The sequence below is a fragment of the Sphingomonas sp. MMS12-HWE2-04 genome (genome assembly GCF_044881185.1).
Lineage (GTDB): Bacteria > Pseudomonadota > Alphaproteobacteria > Sphingomonadales > Sphingomonadaceae > Sphingomonas.
Genome location: NZ_CP173254.1, coordinates 2,012,782 through 2,032,936 on the forward strand (window position 1 = coordinate 2,012,782; position 20,155 = coordinate 2,032,936).

The 20,155-nt window shown below is 66.6% G+C and carries 16 protein-coding genes; all 16 read left to right on the forward strand.

What is annotated here, in order from left to right:
• The first annotated feature begins 92 nt into the window (after nucleotides 1-92).
• The 16 genes from AB2M62_RS09105 to AB2M62_RS09180 all read left to right on the forward strand — a co-directional run bounded on the left by AB2M62_RS09105 (nucleotide 93) and on the right by AB2M62_RS09180 (nucleotide 20,139).
• Entirely contained in the window at nucleotides 93-935 is an 843-nt protein-coding gene (locus AB2M62_RS09105) for an IclR family transcriptional regulator (protein ID WP_404339590.1), read from the forward strand.
• 13 nt (nucleotides 936-948) lie between these two features.
• Entirely contained in the window at nucleotides 949-1,713 is a 765-nt protein-coding gene (locus tag AB2M62_RS09110) for an SDR family NAD(P)-dependent oxidoreductase (RefSeq protein WP_404339592.1), read from the forward strand.
• Nucleotides 1,710-2,498, forward strand: a complete 789-nt coding sequence (locus tag AB2M62_RS09115; RefSeq protein WP_404339594.1) for a rhamnogalacturonan acetylesterase — start codon at nucleotides 1,710-1,712, stop codon at nucleotides 2,496-2,498. Before AB2M62_RS09110 ends, AB2M62_RS09115 begins: the two co-directional genes overlap by 4 nt.
• Nucleotides 2,499-2,508: 10 nt before the next feature.
• A complete protein-coding gene (locus AB2M62_RS09120; RefSeq protein ID WP_404339596.1) occupies nucleotides 2,509-3,270 on the forward strand; it encodes a (Fe-S)-binding protein in 762 nt (253 codons plus the stop codon).
• Complete coding sequence (locus AB2M62_RS09125; protein ID WP_404339598.1) at nucleotides 3,267-4,655, forward strand: lactate utilization protein B; 1,389 nt, start codon at nucleotides 3,267-3,269, stop codon at nucleotides 4,653-4,655. The genes AB2M62_RS09120 and AB2M62_RS09125 overlap by 4 nt, the downstream gene beginning before the upstream one ends.
• Complete coding sequence (locus AB2M62_RS09130; RefSeq protein ID WP_404339600.1) at nucleotides 4,652-5,263, forward strand: lactate utilization protein C; 612 nt, start codon at nucleotides 4,652-4,654, stop codon at nucleotides 5,261-5,263. The genes AB2M62_RS09125 and AB2M62_RS09130 overlap by 4 nt, the downstream gene beginning before the upstream one ends.
• 157 nt (nucleotides 5,264-5,420) lie before the next feature.
• Nucleotides 5,421-8,423: a TonB-dependent receptor gene (locus tag AB2M62_RS09135; protein ID WP_404339602.1), complete on the forward strand. Its 3,003-nt coding sequence runs from the start codon at nucleotides 5,421-5,423 to the stop codon at nucleotides 8,421-8,423.
• Nucleotides 8,424-8,486: 63 nt separating this feature from the next.
• Nucleotides 8,487-10,037, forward strand: coding sequence for an alpha-N-arabinofuranosidase (locus AB2M62_RS09140; RefSeq protein ID WP_404339604.1), 1,551 nt, complete (start codon nucleotides 8,487-8,489; stop codon nucleotides 10,035-10,037).
• Nucleotides 10,038-10,072: 35 nt separating this feature from the next.
• Entirely contained in the window at nucleotides 10,073-11,956 is a 1,884-nt protein-coding gene (locus AB2M62_RS09145; RefSeq protein ID WP_404339879.1) for a rhamnogalacturonan lyase, read from the forward strand.
• A gap of 42 nt (nucleotides 11,957-11,998) precedes the next feature.
• Nucleotides 11,999-13,189, forward strand: a complete 1,191-nt coding sequence (locus tag AB2M62_RS09150) for a rhamnogalacturonan acetylesterase (protein ID WP_404339606.1) — start codon at nucleotides 11,999-12,001, stop codon at nucleotides 13,187-13,189.
• The gene (locus tag AB2M62_RS09155; protein WP_404339608.1) at nucleotides 13,189-14,412 is read left to right on the forward strand and encodes a glycoside hydrolase family 28 protein; all 1,224 of its coding nucleotides are present in this window, start codon (nucleotides 13,189-13,191) and stop codon (nucleotides 14,410-14,412) included. The genes AB2M62_RS09150 and AB2M62_RS09155 overlap by 1 nt, the downstream gene beginning before the upstream one ends.
• Entirely contained in the window at nucleotides 14,402-14,650 is a 249-nt protein-coding gene (locus AB2M62_RS09160; protein WP_404339610.1) for a hypothetical protein, read from the forward strand. The genes AB2M62_RS09155 and AB2M62_RS09160 overlap by 11 nt, the downstream gene beginning before the upstream one ends.
• Before the next feature lie 65 nt (nucleotides 14,651-14,715).
• On the forward strand, nucleotides 14,716-15,033 hold the full coding sequence (locus AB2M62_RS09165; RefSeq protein WP_404339612.1) for an L-rhamnose mutarotase: 318 nt from the start codon (nucleotides 14,716-14,718) through the stop codon (nucleotides 15,031-15,033).
• Nucleotides 15,030-17,996: a beta-galactosidase gene (locus tag AB2M62_RS09170; protein ID WP_404339614.1), complete on the forward strand. Its 2,967-nt coding sequence runs from the start codon at nucleotides 15,030-15,032 to the stop codon at nucleotides 17,994-17,996. The genes AB2M62_RS09165 and AB2M62_RS09170 overlap by 4 nt, the downstream gene beginning before the upstream one ends.
• Nucleotides 17,993-18,937, forward strand: coding sequence for an alpha/beta hydrolase (locus tag AB2M62_RS09175; RefSeq protein WP_404339616.1), 945 nt, complete (start codon nucleotides 17,993-17,995; stop codon nucleotides 18,935-18,937). Before AB2M62_RS09170 ends, AB2M62_RS09175 begins: the two co-directional genes overlap by 4 nt.
• Nucleotides 18,937-20,139 carry a glycosyl hydrolase 53 family protein gene (locus tag AB2M62_RS09180; RefSeq protein WP_404339618.1) on the forward strand — a complete coding sequence of 401 codons (1,203 nt, stop codon included), beginning with the start codon at nucleotides 18,937-18,939 and terminating at the stop codon, nucleotides 20,137-20,139. The genes AB2M62_RS09175 and AB2M62_RS09180 overlap by 1 nt, the downstream gene beginning before the upstream one ends.
• The last annotated feature ends 16 nt before the right edge of the window (nucleotides 20,140-20,155 follow it).

The following is a 20,155-nucleotide window of genomic DNA, read 5'->3' on the forward strand; positions in this document are numbered from 1 at the left end:
GATGTGTGGGTGGTCCGGAGCCGAAATGCTCCGCTGCCTTACCATCCCTCCCAAGCTTTACTTTCTCACTTTATGGGATAGGATGTTACTTGATGAGACGTGGAACGTCAAACGCTGAATCCGAGGCCGACGAGGCACCGGCAGCCGTCAAGGGCGGCTCCAAGGTCCAGGGCAGCCAGACGCTGGTCCGCGGGCTCGACATGCTCGACAAGGTTATCGACGGACCGGTGAAGCTCGCCGAGCTTTCGGCGCGGATGAGCCTCACCCGCTCGACGACGCACCGCCTCGCCAATGCGCTGATCGACCGCGGCTTCCTCACCTATATGCCGCGCGACGGCTATCATCTCGGCCCCAAGCTCATCCAGCTCGGCTTCCTCGCGCAGAGCCAGGCCGACATCGTCCAGATCGCGCGGCCGCGGATGGAGGACTTGGCGGCGCGCACCGAGGACACGGTGCATCTCGGCCGCCTCGACAACGACCTTGCGCTGTATCTCGACAAGATCCCCGGCCGCCGCCGGGTGGAGATTTCCAGCCGGATCGGCGACCGCCAACCGCTCACCTCGACCGGGCTCGGCAAAGCGCTGCTGATCGATGGTTCCGAGGCCGAATGGGACCGGCTGTTCGTCGACGACCAGGCGCAAGGAGCGCCCAGGGCGGATCGCGAAGTCTGGTTCGAGCGGATGCGCGGCTATGCCGATGCAGGTCACGCCTTCGATCTCGAGGAGAATGAGGACCTGATCCGCTGCGTCGCCGCGCCGGTGCGCGATGTCTCGGGCAAGATCGTCGCAGCAATCAGCGTGTCGAGCGCCGCACAATATATGGACGACGAGCGGATGACGGAGCTCAGCGCCGAAGTCCGCGAGACCGCGCAACAGATCAGCACCGATCTCGGCTGGAGCCCGGACGTCCGTCCGCCGCGCAGATCGAGACGATAAGGGAGAGAGAAGCGTGAAGCTGTTGGAAGGCAAGACCGTGCTCGTTACCGGCGCCTCGACCGGGATAGGTCGCGCAGCCGCGATCGGCGCGGCCAAGGCAGGCGCCGATGTGGCGATCAACTATCACAGCCGCGACGATGATGCCGAAGCGTGCATTGCCGAGATCGAGGCGGCAGGGCAGCGCGGCATCGCGATAAAGGGCGACGTGGCCGACCCGGGCACCGCGGCGAATTTCGTCGCCAAAGCCGTGGACGCTTTCGGCAAGGTCGACGTGATGGTCTCCAATGCCGGGATCTGCCCGTTCCACAGCTTCCTCGACATGCCGGTCGAGACCGTCCAGCGCACCGTGCAGGTCAATCTGCTCGGCGGCTATTTCATGTGCCAGGCGGCGGCGAACCAGATGGTGCGCCAGGGCCATGGCGGCGCGATCGTCGCGGTATCGTCGATCTCGGCGCTGGTCGGCGGCGAATATCAGACGCACTACACCCCGACCAAGGCGGGGCTGCATTCGCTGATGCAGTCCACCGCCATAGCGCTGGGCAAGCACGGCATCCGCTGCAACTCGGTGCTGCCGGGCACGATCCTCACCGAGATCAACAAGGACGATCTCGCCGACGACGAGAAGCGCAAGTACATGGAAGGCCGCGTGCCGCTGGGTCGGCTCGGCCAGCCCGAGGACCTTGCTGGGCCGATCGTCTTCCTCGCCTCCGACATGGCGGCCTATGTCACCGGCGCGGCGCTGCTCGTCGACGGCGGCGCTTTCGTGAACCTGCAATGAGGGGGGTTCTCGCCGCCGCTGCGGGGCTGATCGCGCTTGCCTCACCCGCCCTCGCCCAATCGCGCATCTTCGTCGCGAGCGATTCCACTGCGCAATATTATGCGGCCGATCGCTATCCGCAGACCGGCTGGGGCCAGATGCTGCAATGCGGGCTCGCGCCGGACGTCGAGGTGGTCAACCGCGCGATGGGCGGGCGCAGCACGCGCACCTTCCTTTCGGAAGGCCGGTGGGACAAGATCCTTGCCGATGCCAAGGCGGGTGATCTGGTGCTGATCCAGTTCGGCCATAATGATTCGAGCAGCACCAAGCCCGAGCGCTATGCCCCCGCCGCCACCGTCTATCGCGACAATCTGCTGCGCATGATCTGGGAAGCGCGCGGGCACGGCCTGGTGCCGGTGCTGGTCACTCCGCCGGTGCGCCGCAGCTTCGTCGACGGCAAGGTGAAGCTCGATTTCGCCGACTATAGCCAGGTGATGCGCGAGCTGGTGGTCACCACCGGCACGCCACTGATCGATCTGGAAGCGCGATCGGCGGAGTTTATCGGCCATCTCGGCGAGGCGGGATCGAAGCCCTATTATCTCCATTATCCTGCCGAGGCGCATCTCGCCGCTTTTCCCAAGGGGATCGACGACGATACCCACTTCAGCGAACTGGGCGGACGTGCCATGGCCAATCTCGTCGCGCAGGAACTGAAGAGCCTCAAGATGCCGGTTGCCGAGAAGATATTGGCCGAACGCCCCGACCTCAGCCGCACCATGCCGCTCGGCAGCGCCGCCTGCCGATGAGCGCCCACCGATGAGTGCGCGCCGCCAGGTCGCGCTGTTCGTCACGTGCCTGGTCGATGCGATGCGTCCGCGGATCGGCTTCGCGGCGATCGACGCGCTCGAGGCGGCGGGGTGCGACGTGACGGTACCGCGCACGCAGACCTGTTGCGGCCAGCCTGCGCTCAATTCGGGCGACCGCCGCGATGCCACTGCTATCGCGCGTGCGACGATCCTAACGCTCGAAGGCTATCCTTGTGTCGTCGTCCCCAGTGGATCGTGCGCGGGGACGATCCGCGCGCACTATCCCGAGCTTTTCGCCGACGATCCCGAATGGCTGACGCGCGCCGAGGATCTGGCGGCACGGACGTGGGAAATCCTAGCGTTTCTCGACCAGGTCTGTGGCTGGCGGCCCGAGGGCGTGACGCTGCCGGTTACCGCGACCTATCATGACAGCTGCTCGGGGCTGCGCGAGCTCGGCATCAAGGCCCAGCCGCGCCGGCTGCTCGCCGCGGTCGACGGGCTGCGCCTTGCCCCGCTGGCCGGCGAGGAGACGTGCTGCGGCTTTGGCGGCACCTTCTGCGTCAAATATCCCGCCATCTCGAACGCGATCACCGACGAGAAGGCAGCGGCGATCGAGGCCAGCGGCGCCGAACTGCTGCTCGCCGGCGATCTCGGCTGCCTGATGAACATGGCCGGAAAGCTCCATCGTAGGGGTTCGGCAGTGCGCGCGATGCACACGGTCGAGGTGCTGGCCGGAATGGGCGCAGGCCCCGCGATCGGCGAGGAAGGATGAGCGGCTTCAAGGACCGCGCCGCCGCTGCGCTCGCCGATCCGCTGCTCAAGAGCGCCGTCGAGCGCACCGCGGGCACCGCCGAGGCCAAGCGCGCGCTAGCCGTCGCCGCGTTCGACGAATTCGAGGCAGCGCGGACGCGGGCGGCGGCGATCAAGGACCATGTGATCGCCCATCTCGGAGCCTATCTCCAGCAGTTCGAGGCCAATGCAATCGCGGCGGGCGCGCAGGTCCATTGGGCGGAGACCGCAGACGAGGCGTGCGCGATCGTCGTCGACATCTGCCAGCGCGCCGGCGCCAAGTCGGTCTCGCGCTCCAAGTCGATGCTGGGTGAGGAGATCGGCCTGCCCCACGCGCTCGCCGAAGCCGGGATCGAGCGCATCGAGACCGACCTGGCCGAACATATCATCCAGCTTGCCGACGAGCGGCCTTCGCACATCGTCTGGCCGGCGATGCACAAGACCCGCGAGCAGGTTTCCGCGCTGTTCCGCGCGCGCCATGCCGAACCGCATGTCGAGGAGACCATCGCCGCGATGGCCGAGAGCGCAAGGCGGCATCTGCGCGCGGGGATGCTCGGCGCCGATGTCGGGATTTCGGGCGCGAACTTCCTGCTCGCGGATTCGGGCGCGGTGTGCACGGTCACCAACGAAGGCAATGCCGAGCTGTCGATCGTGCCGCCGCGCGTCCACATCGTCACGGCAGGAATTGAGAAGCTGGTCCCCTCGATGGACCATGCCGTCCATATGCTGCGGATGCTCGCACGCTCGGCGACGGGCGCGGCGCTGACGCAATATACGACCTTCTATACCGGCCCGAAGCGCGTCGGCGATCGCGACGGGCCCGAGGCGATGCATATCGTGCTGGTCGACAACGGCCGGACCCGGATGCGCGCCGAGGGCCTGGCCGAGATGCTGCGCTGCATCCGCTGCGGCGCGTGCATGAACCATTGCGTGGTTTTCCGGCAGATCGGCGGGCACGCCTATGGTGGCACCTATCCCGGGCCGATGGGCGCGGTCCTCACGCCGGTGCTCGACGGCATCGCCGCATCGCGCGACCTGCCCCAGGCCTGCACGATGAACGGCAAGTGCCAAGAAGTCTGTCCGGTCAAAATTCCCCTTCCCACCCTGCTGCGCGGCTGGCGCGAGAAGAGCTGGCGCGAGGGACTGGAACCGGCATCGACACGCCGCGCGGTGTCGCTCTGGGCCTGGGTTGCGCGGCATCCACGGCTCTACCGGCTGGGCTCGGCGATCGCAGTGCGCGCGATGCGGCTGTTCGGGCGGCGGTGGATCAGGAGCATCCCGCTCGCCGGCGGCTGGACGCGGCACCGCGACTTACCGGCGCCGGAGGGGCGCACCTTCATGGAACTCTATCGCGAGCGCAGCAAATGAGTGCGCGCGCCGCGATCCTTGGCCGGCTGGGCTCAAGCACCTCCCCCGATCTCGCAGCCGGGGCAGCTGCGCTGCTCGTCGGCCCCGAGCGCCCGCGCGTCGACCCCGACCAGCTCGTCGACACCTTCGCAGCGCGGCTCGCGGCGCCGAGCCTGGCGGCGACCTTCGAGACGATTGCGACGCCGCTGGCACTTCCCGCGGCGATCGCACGCTATCTCGCCGAACAGGGTGCCCCGCCATCGCTCTATGTGCCGCCGGTGCGCTGGCTCGAAACGCTCGACTGGGGCGGTCTCACCCGCGATCGCAGCATAGCGGTCGATGGCGGGGCGGCGCTGGCGGTCGCAACCGCGGCGGTCGCCGAGACCGGCTCGCTGGTGCTCGACACCGCGCCCGAGGCACCGATGCTCCCCAATTTCCTCGCGCTGCGCCACATCATATTGGTCCGCCGGGAAACGCTGGTCGCCCAGCTCGAGGACATCCCTGCCCCCGCCGCCTGGCCGCGCGCCCGCTACTGGATCACCGGGGTCTCGGGGACGACCGATATCGAGGGGCAATATGTCCGCGGCGCGCACGGTCCGCGCTATCTCCACATCCTCCTGATCGGCTGAGCGTTCGCCGACTAGCGCCCGGCGCGCATGCCTTCCGCTACGAAAAATGGGCTTGGCGAAGTCAGGCACATGCGTCATACATAGTGGGACAAGATCACAAGAAGTGAGAATCGCCGACGCAAATCATGCGCGGCCGACTACAGGAGAGGTGGGGACCATGATTCGTCATTCCGATTCCCGTGTCGCGAAGGCCCGTTGGGGCATTTCGGGCGCGGCGCTTGCTGTTGCGATGCTCTCGGGCGCTCCCGCGCTTGCCCAGGACACTTCCGCGGAGCCCGCCGCGCAGACCACGCCGCCACTGGCCGACGAGGGCGAAATCATCGTCCAGGGCTTCCGCGCCTCGCTCAACACCGCGCTAGCGCAAAAGCGCAACGAGACCGCCGCGGTCGACTCGATCGTCGCCGAAGACATCGGCAAATTCCCGGACAGCAACCTCGCCGAATCGATGCAGCGCGTCCCCGGCGTCGCGCTCTCGCGCGGGGACGGCGGCGAGGGTCGCAACATCTCGGTGCGCGGCCTCGGCTCGGGCTTCACCCGCGTCCGCATCAACGGAATGGAAGGCACCTCGCAGACCGGCTCGTCGGATATTTACGGCGCCGGCAATTCGGGCCGCAGCTTCGACTTCAATGTCTTCCCGACCGAGATCTTCTCGGCGCTGTCGGTGCGCAAGACCACGTCCGCAGACGTCGAGGAAGGCTCGCTCGGCGCGACCGTCGACCTCAAGGCGCCCAAGCCGCTCGACTATAAGAAGGAGTTCGCGCTCAGCGCCACCGTGCGCGGCGTCTATAACCAGATCAGCAAGCGAGTCGATCCGCGCGCCTCGCTGCTCGTCTCGAAGCAGTTCGCCGACGGCACCTTCGGCATCCTCGGCTCGTTCGCCTATCAGAAGCGCCATATCCGCGAAGTCGGCTATTCGGCGGTCGACGTGCTTTCGGCCAACACCAACGGCCTTGATCCCGACGGCGCCGGCCCGGCGGTCATCCAGCCCTTCTGCACGCCGATCGGCTATGCACCGCAGAGCCCGGCCACCGGCACCAAGGGCGCCAGCGCGACGCTGTGCAGCACCGGCAATCCGCGCACCAGCACGCTTGCCGCCTACAACACGGTCGCGAACCTGCGCCGCGCCGATCTGCCCAACACGCCCGGCAGCGGCGCCTTCCTGCCCCGCCTGCCGCGCTACGTGAACTCGACCCAGGATACCGAGCGCATGGGCGGCACGTTGACCTTGCAGTTCAAGCCCGACGATGACACCGATATCAGCGTCGACGGCATCTATTCGCGCTACGACGTCACCCGCCGCGACAATTATATCGCCGGCATTTCGTTCGGCCGTTCGGTGACCAACAATGGCCAGCCGATGACGTCGGTGCGCGATATCCAGTTCGATGCCAACGGATCGCTTGTCTACGGCCTGTTCGACGGTGTCGATGTGCGCTCCGAAGGGCTGGTCGATCACTGGATTTCGGACTTCAAGCAGGGCGACGTCAACTTCCGCCATCGTTTCAGCGACGCGTTCGAACTCAACCTGTATTTCGGCATGAACCAGTCGGTATGGTGGGGTCCGAAGCGTTTCCAGACCTTCATGGACGCGATCGATACCGACAATTTCTCGATCGACTTCCGTGACGGTGGCAGCACGCCGAAGATCGGCTTCGGCTTCGACGTCTCGGATCCGAATAATTTCAGCTACGGACCCACACTTGCCGACGGCACCGTGCTGGGAGGCTTCAGCTTCCAGGGCAAACCCTCGAAGAACCAGACCGATAACATCACTGCCGAGGTCAACACCGATTGGGACGTCACCGAAGGTGTGAAGATCAAACTTGGCGGCCAATATCGCCGAAGCGACTATAACGCCTACACCTCGCTGCCCTACACGGCCCAGACCGTCGTCAAGGCGCTGCCGGCAGGCACCTCGCTGGCGAGCATCACCAAGCAGATCACCGGCCTCGACAAGCTGTTCGGCGATGGCGCGCCTGCGAGCTGGGCGGCGATCGATCCAGACAAGTGGGATGGGGTTTTCGACTTCGACTCGGTGCAATTCTGCGGCACCGAGTGCGGCGCCGGCGCCTCGCGCATCCGCGAGGAAGTGAAGAGCGCGTATGCGATGACCACCTTCGACGCGGGGGACTCGCTGCCGGTGAAGCTGCGCGGCGATATCGGCGTGCGCTATGTGCGGACGGACATGCTCGCCGCCGGCTATATCTCGGTGGCGGCGCCCGCCGGATCCACGCCGACCAATTTGCGCGGCCAATATGCCCAGGTGCTGCGCGGCTATGACGACTGGCTGCCCTCGGGCAACGTCGTGATCGAGCCGGTCGACAACCTGCTGCTGCGCCTCTCGGCCGCGAAAGTGATGTCGCGCCCCGAACTCGGCAACCTCGCGCCGACCAGCGGCATCACCGCGACGACGCGCACCGGCAACATCAACAACCCCTATCTCGAGCCGATCCGCGCCGACACGTTCGACGCCGGGCTCGAATGGTATTTCCAGCCGGGATCGCTGCTGTCGGTCGCGTACTTCAAGAAGAACATCAAGACCTACATCCAGCGCGTCACCAGCCAAATCCCGTTCAATCAGCTGGGTCTGCCCGAGGCGCTGCTCGCCGGCTCTTCGACGGCCCCGACCGAGATCTTCACCGTCGGCCAGCTGGTCAACACGCCCGGCGGACCGCTGGAAGGCATCGAAGTCAACGCTCAGGTCCAGCTCAAATTCCTGCCGGGATTCCTGGGCAATATCGGCGTGCTGGCCAACTACACCCATGTCACCTCGCAGATCCAATATGTGCTCGCTAGCGTGAACGGCGTGCCCACAGTCACGACCACCGCCGATCTGGTCGGGCTGTCGAAGAACACTGCGAGCGGGACGGTCTTCTACGAAGACAGCAAGTTCAGCATCCGCGCGACGGGCAGCTACCGCGATCGCTATATCCGCGGAATCCCGGCCTCGCCCGGCAGCAACCTGCAAGGCAATTCGCCCAACCTCTTCGTCGATGCCTCGGCGTCCTATGCGGTCACCGACAATATCAAGGTAATCGTCGAGGCGCAGAACCTCACCGACGAGCGTAACAATCTTTATATCGACAGCGAACGCCAGGACACCCTGTTCCAGACGCGGATTGGCCGCACGTTCAATTTCGGCGTCAACTTCCAGTTCTGATTTGCCTCCCCTGGGAGCCGCCAGCATGCTGGCGGCTCCGTTTGTTTCAGCCGAGGAAACCGCATGCGCCTTGCCCTGATCGCCGCCGCGCTCGCCACGTCGGCGCTCGTTTCCATGCCCGCCGCCCGCGCGCAGACCGCGCCGGTCGCCACCGCCACGCTGCACGGCGACACACCGGGCGCCAAGATCGATCGCCGTCTGTTCAGCCAGTTTGCCGAGCATCTCGGCACCGGCATCTATGGCGGCATCTGGGTTGGCCCCAATTCGAAGATCCCCAACACCCGCGGCTATCGCAACGACGTGGTCGCCGCATTGAAGGCGCTGCACGTGCCGGTGGTGCGCTGGCCGGGCGGCTGCTTCGCCGACGAATATCACTGGCGCGAAGGCATCGGCCCGCGTGCCAAGCGCCCAGTCAAGATCAACACGCATTGGGGCGGCGTCACCGAAGACAATGCCGTCGGCACGCATGAATTCATGGACTTTGCCGAGCTGATCGGCGCCGAGGCCTATGTCTCGGGCAATGTCGGCAACGGCACGCCCCAGGAAATGGCCGAGTGGGTCGAATATATGACCGCCCCCGCCGGCACGCTGGCCGAGGAGCGTGCCAGGAACGGTCGCAAGGAGCCGTGGAAGCTGCCGATGTTCGGCATCGGCAACGAGCTATGGGGCTGCGGCGGCAATATGCGCCCTGAATATGCCGCCGATCTCACGCGCCGCTACGCCACCTTCATCAAGGTCCCCCAGGGCACCAAGACGCTCAAGATCGCCAGCGGCGCCAATTCGGTCGACTATAACTGGACCGAAGTGATGATGCGCGAGGCCGGCAAAAGCTTCGACGGCATCGGTGTCCATTATTACACCGTCCCCGGCAACTGGAAGGACAAGGGCTCGGCGACTCAGTTCGACGAGGAAGCCTATGCCCGCACCATCGCCAAGACGCTGAAGATGGAAGAGCTGGTCACCAAGCATTCGGAGATCATGGACAAATATGATCCCGCCAAGCGCGTGAACCTCGCGGTCGACGAATGGGGCACCTGGTATGATGTCGAGCCCGGCACCAATCCCGGCTTCCTCTACCAGCAGAACACCATTCGCGACGCGATCGTCGCCGCGCTCAACATCAACATCTTCACCCACCATGCCGACCGGGTGCGCATGTCCAACATCGCGCAGATGGTGAACGTGCTCCAGTCGATGATCCTCACTCAGGGTCCGAAGATGGTGCTGACGCCCACCTATCATGTGTTCGAGATGTATCGCCCCTTCCAGGACGCCACGCTCCTCCCGATCGAGCTCAAGTCACCCTGGTACAACAAAGACCAATGGGTCGCCCCCTCGGTCAGCGCCACGGCGGCGCGGGGCACCGACGGGCTCGTCCATATCGCACTGGTCAATGTCGATCCGAACCGCCCCGCCTCCGTCAGCACCGTGCTCGCCGGGGTGAGCGCGAGCAGTGCCGAGGGTCGCGTGCTCACCGGCGCGATCCAGGCGCATAACAGCTTCGATGCGCCCGACACGGTCAAGCCCGCGCCGTTCACGGGTGCAAACATCGCCGGTGGAGCGCTCAACGCGACGCTGCCTCCGGCATCGGTGGTGGTGCTGACGCTGCGCTGAAAACGAAGGACAGGATGGAGGGTGGAATGCGCCTGATGCTGGCGATGCTGATGGCGGGCGTTGCGACACCCGCGCTGGCGCAGGACGTGCCGAAACTGGCGGGCCGCCAGATCGAGAAGCTCGATCGCGGGCTGGTCGCCATTCCGGCGGAGGGCGGCAACCACGTCTCGTGGCGGCTGCTCGGCACCGATCCCAAGGCAACGCGCTTCACCCTGTATCGCGACGGCAAGCCGATCGCCCAGGTCTCCACCACTAAGGCGACCAGCGTACTCGACAAGACGGGCACCGCCACGTCGCGCTATGCCGTCGCGGTTGCCGGCGGCAAGCCCGGCGCGGCGGTGACGCCCTGGGCGGGCGGCTATCTGCCAATCCCACTCGACAAACCCGCCGACCGCAAGACGCCCGAGGGGGAGACCTATGGCTATACCGCCAACGACGCCTCGGTCGGCGATCTCGACGGCGACGGGCGCTACGAGCTGATTGTCAAATGGTATCCGACGATCGCCAAGGACAATGCCTTTTCCGGCTATACCGGCGAAACGCTGCTCGACGCCTATACGCTCGAGGGCAAGCGGCTATGGCGGATCGACCTGGGGCGAAACATCCGCTCGGGCGCCCACTATACCCAGTTCATGGTTTACGACCTCGACGGCGACGGCCGCGCCGAGATCGCGATGAAGACCGCCGACGGCACGATCGACGGCACGGGCAAGGCGATCGGCGACCCCTCGAAGGACTGGCGGCACGGCGACGAGCAGGTCGAGGTGCCCGATCGCACCGGATCGACCGTCGCCGCCGACGGCCGCAAGACCACCACGCTCAAGGGCCGAATCCTTGCCGGCCCCGAATATCTCACCGTGTTCGACGGCCGCACCGGCCGCGCGCTCGCCACCGCGCCCTATGCGCCGTCGCGCGACCCGAGCGGCGACAATCCGAGCTTCGACCAGATGAAGGCGACGTGGGGCGACGGCTATGGCAACCGCTCCGAACGCTATCTCGCCGGGGTCGCCTATCTCGACCGGCATCGGCCCAGCCTCGTCTTCGGGCGCGGCTATTATGCCCGCTCGGTGGTGGCTGCCTGGGACTATCGCGACGGCAAGCTCAGCCAGCGCTGGGTGTTCGACAGCGCCACCCCCGGCAACGAGAAATATGGCGGCAACGGCAATCACCAGCTCTCGGTTGCCGATGTCGACGGCGATGGCCGCGATGAGGTGTTCTACGGCTCGATGGTCATCGACGACAATGGCAAGGGGCTATGGTCGTCCGAGCTCGGTCATGGCGACACAATGCATCTGTCCGATCTCGATCCGAACCATCCGGGCCTCGAGAAATTCGGCGTGCACGAGGAGATGCGCAAGAGCGGCAATCGCGGCGCGGCGATGCTCGACGCGAAGACCGGCGCGCTGCTCTGGTCTACACCTGCCGACAAGGATACCGGCCGCGGCATCGCGATCGACATCGATCCGCGCCATCCCGGCGCCGAGGCCTGGGCGTCGAATTCGCGCGAGCTCTATGACGTGAAGGGCAATGTCATCCCGGGCGGCCACCCCAAGGCAGCCAATTTCGGCATATGGTGGGACGGCGACCGTCTGCGCGAGCTGCTCGACGGCAATCTGATCAGCAAATGGGACTGGACCAGCGGCACCGAGCGCACGCTGCTAGATCCGCCCGGCACGACCTCGAACAACGGCACCAAGAAGAACCCCGCCCTCTCGGCCGACATCCTCGGCGACTGGCGCGAGGAACTGGTGCTGCCCAGCGCCGACAGCCGCGAGCTGCGCATCTACGCGACGCCCTTCCCCACCACCGAGCGCATCGTCACGCTGATGCACGATCCGGTCTATCGCCTCGCCGTGGCGTGGCAGAACACCGCATACAACCAGCCGCCGCACGTTTCCTATTATCTCGGCACGCGCTGAGCTGGGCTTGACGCGATGCTGCTGACCCCGATGCTATTGGCCATGGCCGGTCCCGCCCTGCATTTCGATCTGCGCCCCGGCGCCAAGCCCGATGCCGCGCGCATCGCCGTCGCGGTCGACAAGCGCTACGAGCCCGGCGGCTATGGCTATGAGCCCGATCGGCGCGGCGGCGAATTCCTGTTCTCCGCCGCGGTGCCGGAGGGCAATTACCGCGTCACCGTGCGGCTGGGCGATCGCCATGCGGCCTCGCACACCAGCGTGAAGGCGGAATCGCGGCGTCTGATGCTGCGCAGCATAACGACCAAGCCGGGCCAATATGTCACCGCCAGCTTCGTCGTGAACGTCCGCACCGCCGCGCTCGAGCCGCCCCCCGCCAATGCGCCGGGCGGCACGGCGGTGCGGCTCAAGCCGCGCGAGGCGGGCAGCTTCACTTGGGACGATAAGCTCACCCTCGAATTCCTCGGCGATCCGCAGGTCGCCAGTATCGACATCGAGGCCGTAACGGTGCCGACGGTGTTCCTGGCCGGCGATTCCACCGTCACCGATCAGCGCGCCGAGCCCGCGGCGAGCTGGGGTCAGATGCTCCCGGCGCTGTTCGGCCCCGACATCGCGATCGCCAACCACGCCGAATTGGGCGAAACGCTCAAGTCGTTCGTCACCGAGCTGCGCTTCGACAAGCTGCTGGCGCTGGCGAGGCCCGGCGACTGGCTGATGATCCAGTTCGGCCATAACGACCAGAAGGCCGAATGGCCGCAGACCTATGCCGATCCCGCGGTTACCTATCCAGCGTGGCTGCGCACCTACATCGCCGAGGCGCGGCGACGCGGCATGCACCCGGTGCTGGTGACCTCGCCCGAGCGGCGCAACTTCGCGAACGGCCGGATCAAGCCGAGCTTGCTCGACTATGCCGAGGCGATGCGGAAGGTCGCGCGCGAAGACCAGGTGCCGCTGATCGACCTCCAGCCGGCGACGATCGCGCTCTACGAGGCGCTCGGCCCCGAGCAGGCGCCGCGCCTGTTCAACGATGGCGGCAAGGACAGGACTCACCACAACAATGCCGGCGCCTGGCTGCTCGCCCGCGCCGTCGCGGCGGGGATGGCGCAGGCGGTTCCCGATCTCGCTGCCCATCTCTATCCGGACGCGCGTGTCTTCGATCCCGCCCATCCCGCGCTCGACACACTGTCAATCGCGCCGAGCATCGCCGCAAGCGACGTCCGCCCAGCGGGGAGCTGATGCGCACCGGCCATGTCTTCGATGTCCGCGATCACGGCGCGAAGGGCGACGGCGTCGCGCTAGACAGTCCGGCGATCAACGCCGCGATCCTCGCCGCCGAAGCCGCCGGCGGCGGCATCGTGCTGCTTCCGCCCGGCCGCTATCTCAGCTTCTCGCTCCGCCTGAAGAGCCGCGTCACGCTGGCGATCGACGAAGGCGCAGTGCTGATCGCCGCCGAAAAGGGCACGCTCGGCGCCTATGACCTGCCCGAGGAGCGCGGCCCCCAGCTCTATCAGGATTTCGGCCACAGCCATTGGCACAACAGCCTGATCTGGGCCGAGGGTGCCGAGGACATTGCGATCCTCGGCAAGGGCCGGATCGATGGGCTCGGCCTCACCCGCAACGGCCCCGGCACGCCGTGGAGCAAGCAGGCCGGCGAACGCCCGCTCTCGATGGCGGCGATGCCCGCCGCCGATCTCGGCAAGCTCGAGCAGAGCCGCGCGGCGATGCAAGGAATGGGCAACAAGGCGATCGCGCTGGCCTGTTGCCGACGCGTCCGCATCGAGGATTTGACGATCTTCAGGGCCGGGCATTTCGCGATCCTCGCCAGCGAAGTCGATGATTTCGTCGTCGCCGGCCTGAGCATCGACACCAATCGCGACGGCATCGATCTGGACTGCGTTAGGCGCGCGCGCGTCGAGCGCTGCCGGGTCAACACGCCCAATGACGATGGCATCGTGCTCAAGACCAGCCTTGGGCTCGGCCGGCGCAGCGCCTGCGAGGACGTTACGATCCGCGACTGCACGGTCTCGGGCTTCGATCTCGGCACGATGCTGGACGGCTCGCGTGCCCGCACCCAGCAGCGCTCGCCCGATCGCGACCGGGTCACCGGCCGGATCAAGCTGGGCACTGAGAGCAATGGCGACTTTCGGCGCATTCGCATTCAGGATTGCTGCTTCGAGCGGAGCAGGGGACTGGCGATCGAGAGCGTCGATGGCGGCACTATCGAGGATGTTTTCGCCGAAAATTTGACGATGAACGAGGTGACCACAGCTCCGCTGTTCCTGCGGCTGGGCGCGCGGCTGCGGGGGCCGGAGGGCACTGCACCCGGGGCGATGCGCAACATCGAGATTCGTGGAACTCGTGGCCAGGGGGATCGATCCGCGGTTTGCCGCGACGCTTGCTGGCCTGCCCGGTCATCCGATCGAATGCATCCAGCTGCGCGACATCGATTTGGCCTTTGACGGTGGTTTCGCCGGCCCCGCGCCCGATACCCCGCCCGAACTCGCCGACGCCTATCCCGAGCCGAGCATGTTCGGCCCCTCGCCGGCCTGGGGCCTGTGGGCCCGCCATGTCACCGGGCTCGACATGAAGGGCCTGCGTCTATCACGCCCCGGCACTGACCGGCGCCCGCCGGTCCGGCTCGACGACACCCATGTCGCGCGCGCAGAAGACGCGCAATATTGGCCCCAGCAGGTTTGACGGGCCGCCCGGAGTCGACTACCATATAGTGCATAACACTCCCATAAAATGGGAATGGAGAGGGCATGACTTCTACCCACGCGTTCCGGATGCAGCTCAAGCCCGGCGTCGTCGACGAATATCAAGCGCGCCACGACGCGATCTGGCCCGAGCTCGCCGCGTTGCTCCACGAGAGCGGGATCCGCGATTATTCGATCTTCCTCGACGAGGAGACGCTGTCGCTGTTCGCAGTGCTCAAGCTCACCGACGACAATCGCCGCGCGACGCTGCCCGAGCACCCGGTTATGAAACGCTGGTGGGACTATATGGCGCCGCTGATGGAAGTCGAACCCGGCAACAAGCCTCGGGAATGGGCGCTCAAGCCGGTGTTTCACCAGCCATGATCCGCGCCGCGCTGCTCGCCGCCGCCGCCTTGCTCGCTTTCCCTGCCGCCGCACAGGAAGCGAAGCAGCTCCCCAATCTCGCCGCGCCGGTGAAGAGCTTCGGCCGCGTCTCCTATGACGCGCGCTCGCTGATGATCGACGGCAAGCGCACGATCATCTGGTCGAGCGAGATGCACGCCTTCCGCCTGCCCTCGCCCGATCTGTGGCGCGACGTGCTGCAGAAGATGAAGGCGAGCGGGTTCAACACCGTCGCCTTCTATTTCGACTGGGGCTTCCATAGCCCGAAACAGGGCGTCTACGACTTCTCCGGCATCCGCGACATCGACCGGCTGCTGACCATGGCCGAGGAGGAAGGCCTTTACGTCATCACCCGCGCCGGACCCTATGTGAATGCCGAGCTCACCCGCGGCGGCTTTCCGGGCTGGCTGGTCAACCAGCGCGCTCGCGCCCGCACCGACGATCCCGAATATCTGGCTGCCGCCGACGAATGGCTGACGCGGGTCAACGCGATCATCGCGCGCCACCAGATCAACGGCGACGGCAAGGGCCATCGCGGCACCGTGATCCTCCACCAGATCGAGAACGAGCTGGCGCTGACCACCCCGTCGCAGCGGCGCTATATGGACCATCTTTATGCCAAGGCGCGGGCCGACGGCATCACCGTGCCGCTGTTCCACAACGACCAGGGCCGCAACGGCTATTGGGTGCCCGAAGAGTTGCATGTCGAAAAGACGGTGGCCGGCCCAAACGACATGTATGCATTCGACGGCTATCCCGGCGGCACCTGTACGGTCGAGGGCAAGCCAACGCGCGGCTCGGCTGCGCCCGATTGGGGCTGGTATGGTCCCGGCGGGGCAAAGGGCGGAGCCTCGGCCTCCCCCAGCACCCCGGGCTTCCTCGCCGAGTTCGGCGGCGGATGGTTCGACTATTGGGGCTCGAACGGCGGCTATGAATGCAACGCGATCCAGCGCGGCAAGCGTTTCCAGCGCGTATTCTATGGCACCAATCTGGCCAACGGCATCGGCATCCAGAGCTTCTACATGGGCTTTGGCGGAACGAGCTGGGGCTGGCTGCCGGCGCCGGTGGTATTCACCAGCTATGATTATGGCGCGGCGCTTTCCGAGACCCGCGAAGTGCGCCCCAAGGCCGAGGAGCTCAAGCAGCTGGGCGGACTGATCGCCGCCGTGCCCGATCTTGCCGGCATGATCCCCGCTGGGCCCGTGCAGATCTCGTCGGACAAGATCCAAGTCTACCACAACAAGAGCCCGGAAACCGACGCGCGCTTCCTGCTCGTGACGCACAAGCCCTCGAACGGCCAGACCAGCGACCGCTTCACCTTCACAGCCGACCTGCCCGACGGGCGCTACACGCTGCCGATGCAGCTCGACGGCTTCGACGCGAAATGGCTCGTCGCCGGCGTCAATCTGGGCGCGCAGCGGCTGGTCTATTCGACGTCAGAGCTGCAGACCGCGCTCCGGCAAGACGGGGGCGACATTGCACTGTTTTACGGCCGTGCGGGCGAAGCGGGCGAGACGGTGTTCCGCTACGCCAGCGCACCCAAGGTGACCGTGCTCGAAGGAGCCGCGACATCCGCCTTCGACGCCGCCAAGGGCGACCTCAAGCTCAGCTATGCGCATCGCGGGCTCGTTCGCGTGCGGATCAGCGGCGGCGGCCGCCCAGACCTTTTGCTGCTGATCGGCGACGAGGCCGAAGGGTCAAAATTCTGGCATGTCGGCGACGTGCTGGTGCGCGGCCCGGCGCTGGTGCGCAGCGCCAGGATCAAGGGCGGCGATCTGGCGCTTACCGGCGACACGCGCGAGCCGACGCCGTTCGAGATTTGGGCCCCGGCCGGCGTCCACAGGATGACGTGGAACGGCGCCAAGGTTGCGCCGGGAGCAAAGCTGCCCGGTCCGATCGGTTTCCTCCAACCACGTCTCACCGAATGGCGCACGGCCCCAGGCTCGCCCGAGGCCGATCCCGCCTTTAACGACCGCAACTGGCAGAAGATCGACAACCGCGCCTATGCCAGCATCACCGCGCGCGCCGATGGCCAGCCCAACATGCTGATGGACGCCTATGGTTTCCATGAAGGCGATGTCTGGTATCGCGGCCGCTTTGAGGGGAATGCGGAGGCCGAGCGCATCCGCATCCATTATGGCGCCGGCGGCGCAGGCCTGCTCCAGCTGTTCCTCGACGGCAAGCTGATCGGCCAGGACGAAATCCCGAGCGGGCTGCCGCGACCGATCACCACCGGCGTCGCCAGCTTTGCGCTTCCCGATGCCGCACGCGCGCCCGGCGAGCACATCCTGTCGGCAATGGTGCGCAACAACGGGCATAATTGGGACCTCGATGCCGACGACTTCCACAAGGAAGCGCGCGGCATCGTATCCGCTTCGGTGGAGCCGGCGGCCGGGCCGAGCTTCGCGATCCCGGTCGCCTGGCGAATCCAGGGACGCGCCGGCGGCGAGGACATCGCCGATCCGGTGCGCGGCGTCGCCAACAATGGCGGGCTCGACGGCGAGCGGCGCGGTTGGCACCTGCCCGGCTTCGACGATCGAAGCTGGCGGACCGTCCAGATCCCCGGCGCCGAGGCCGCGCCCGGCACCAGCTGGTATCGCGCCAGTTTCGATCTTGCCGTGCCCAAGGGGCAGGATGCCACGATCGGCATCGCCTTTGGCGACAGCATCAGGCCCCGCGCATCGCAAGCCTACCGCGTGCTGCTGTTCGTCAATGGCTGGAACATGGGGCAATATATTGCCCATATCGGCCCGCAGCGCGTGTTCCCGGTGCCCGAGGGCATCCTGAACCATCGCGGCCGCAACAGCATCGCGCTGGCGGTCACATCGGACGGCGCGCCGGGCAACGCGCTGGAGAGCGTGAAACTGGTCACGCTGCGCAATGTAAGGGGCGGCGTGCCGGTGCGCATGGTCGCCGCACCCGCAACACCGGCAGAGCTCAAATGAAGATAACCCGCCGCACCCTGATGGCCGGATCGGTCGCCGCAGCCATGGCCCCGTTGCCGGCCTTTGCCGACACGGCGATCGAGCGCTTCCCGATCTGGCCGGGCTCGCCGCCGGGTGGCGACGGGCTGAGCGTGCGCGACGAAGTCGTCAAGCGATCGCCCAACGGCGCGCCCGACGACATCGCCTGGCCGCACGTCGCCACACCGATGCTGGGCGTCGTCCCTGCGGCCAGGCCGAATGGCGCCGCAATCCTGATCATTCCCGGCGGCGGCTATGCCCGTGTCGCGCTGGGTCGCGAAGGATCGTCGATCGCCCGCGCCTTTGCCGAACGCGGGATCACCGCGTTCGAGCTGCTCTATCGCCTGCCGCATGACGGCTGGGCCGCGGGCCCCGATGCGCCGCTCCAGGATGCGCAGCGCGCGATGCGACTGATCCGCGCCGGCGCCGCGCGGTGGAAGGTCGATCCGGCCCGAGTTGCCGCTGCCGGCTTCTCCGCGGGCGGGCACCTGACGGCACGCCTCGCCAGCCGCGCGGCACTTCAGACCTACACCCCGATCGATGCCGCCGACCGGCAATCGCCGCGGCCGATCGTCGCCGGGCTGTTCTTCCCCGTCATCACGATGCGGCTGCCCGAGGCGCATGGCGGTTCGCGCCGCGAACTGCTGGGCAAGGATGCCAGCGACCTGCGCGTCCGCCGCTTCTCGGCGGAAGTCGACTTGCCCGCCGACATGCCACCGACCTTCGTCGCCCATGCCGCCGACGATCCCGCAGTCCAGGCGGCAAACAGCTTGCTGATGTTCCAGGCGCTGCAGGCCGCGAAGATCCCGTCCGAGTTGCACATCTTCGAAAAGGGCGGCCACGGCCTCCCCTTGATAGAGGACGGCGCGCCGCATCCCTGGCCCGGCCTGTTCGAACGCTTCGCGCGGCGGCACGGATGGTAATGGACTACGCCCTCACCCGTCGCGCGCTCGGCATCGGCCTGGGCGGGGTTTGCGCTGCTGCGGCGGCAGGACCGGCACGGGCAATGCCGGGAAAACGCCCGTGGCCGTATCTGATCGGAGCCGACATCTCGTGGGTGCCCGAGGACGAAGCCGCCGGCGCCTCCTATTATCTGGACGGCGTGCGCCGCGATCCGCTGGAGATCTTCCGCGCTGCCGGCTTCAACGCGCTCAAGCTGCGGCTTTTTGTCGATCCGGCCAAAGGCTATTCGAAGGGAAAGCCCGGCGGGCCGTGGTGTGGCCTGGACCAGATCATCGACTTCTCCCGGCGGATCAAGGCGGCGGGCTTTCATCTGTCGATCACGCTCCATTATTCGGACAATTGGGCCGATCCGCAGCATCAGAATAAGCCCGCCGCCTGGGCCGGGCTGCCGTTCGCGCAACTGGTGGATGCGGTCGAACGCTACACCGCCGATACGTGGAGCGCGCTGAGGAAGGCGGACGCCGCGCCTGACCTTGCGATCCTCGGCAACGAGACGACCTTCGGCATGCTCTGGCCCGAGGGGCGCGTGTCGCTGACGATCCCGACCGGCAATCCGCAGACCGATGCCGTGCATATGAACGTGGCCGGCGCGGGCGGATATGATCGATTTGCAGCGTTGCTCCGGGCCGCGGCCTCCGCGACGCGCGCGACCCTGCCCGGCGTGCCGATCGCGTTGCACAATCACCTTGGCCGCCACTGGCCGATCGTTCGCCACTGGACCGACAGCCTGATCGCGCGCGACGTTGACTTCGATGCGCTGGGCTTTTCCTGCTACCAGCAGGTGGCGGAAGGCGACTGGGAACGCACCTTCACCGAGTTCGGCAGCCGCTATCCCGACAAGGGGTTTTTCGCGATCGAATATTCGTCGCGCAAACGCTATCTGAACGATCTTATCCATGCCCAGCCCAATGGCTGGGGCAGCTACATCTGGGAGCCTACGCGCCACCAGGAGGCGATCTTCCTCAAGGACGGCGTCAGCGCCGGCGAGGGGCCGCGACCCAACCTGTTGTCCCAGGGGATAAATAGCGCCGAGGCGCCGGGCGCCGCGCCGGCACCCGCTGCGCCGCGAACGCCGCGCGACCATGGCGGGCGCTACGACGCCGACCCGACCTTCATCCGCCTCTACCAGGCGATGGCGAACGATTATCGAGTCACCCGGTGACTCGCGCGACTTCCAC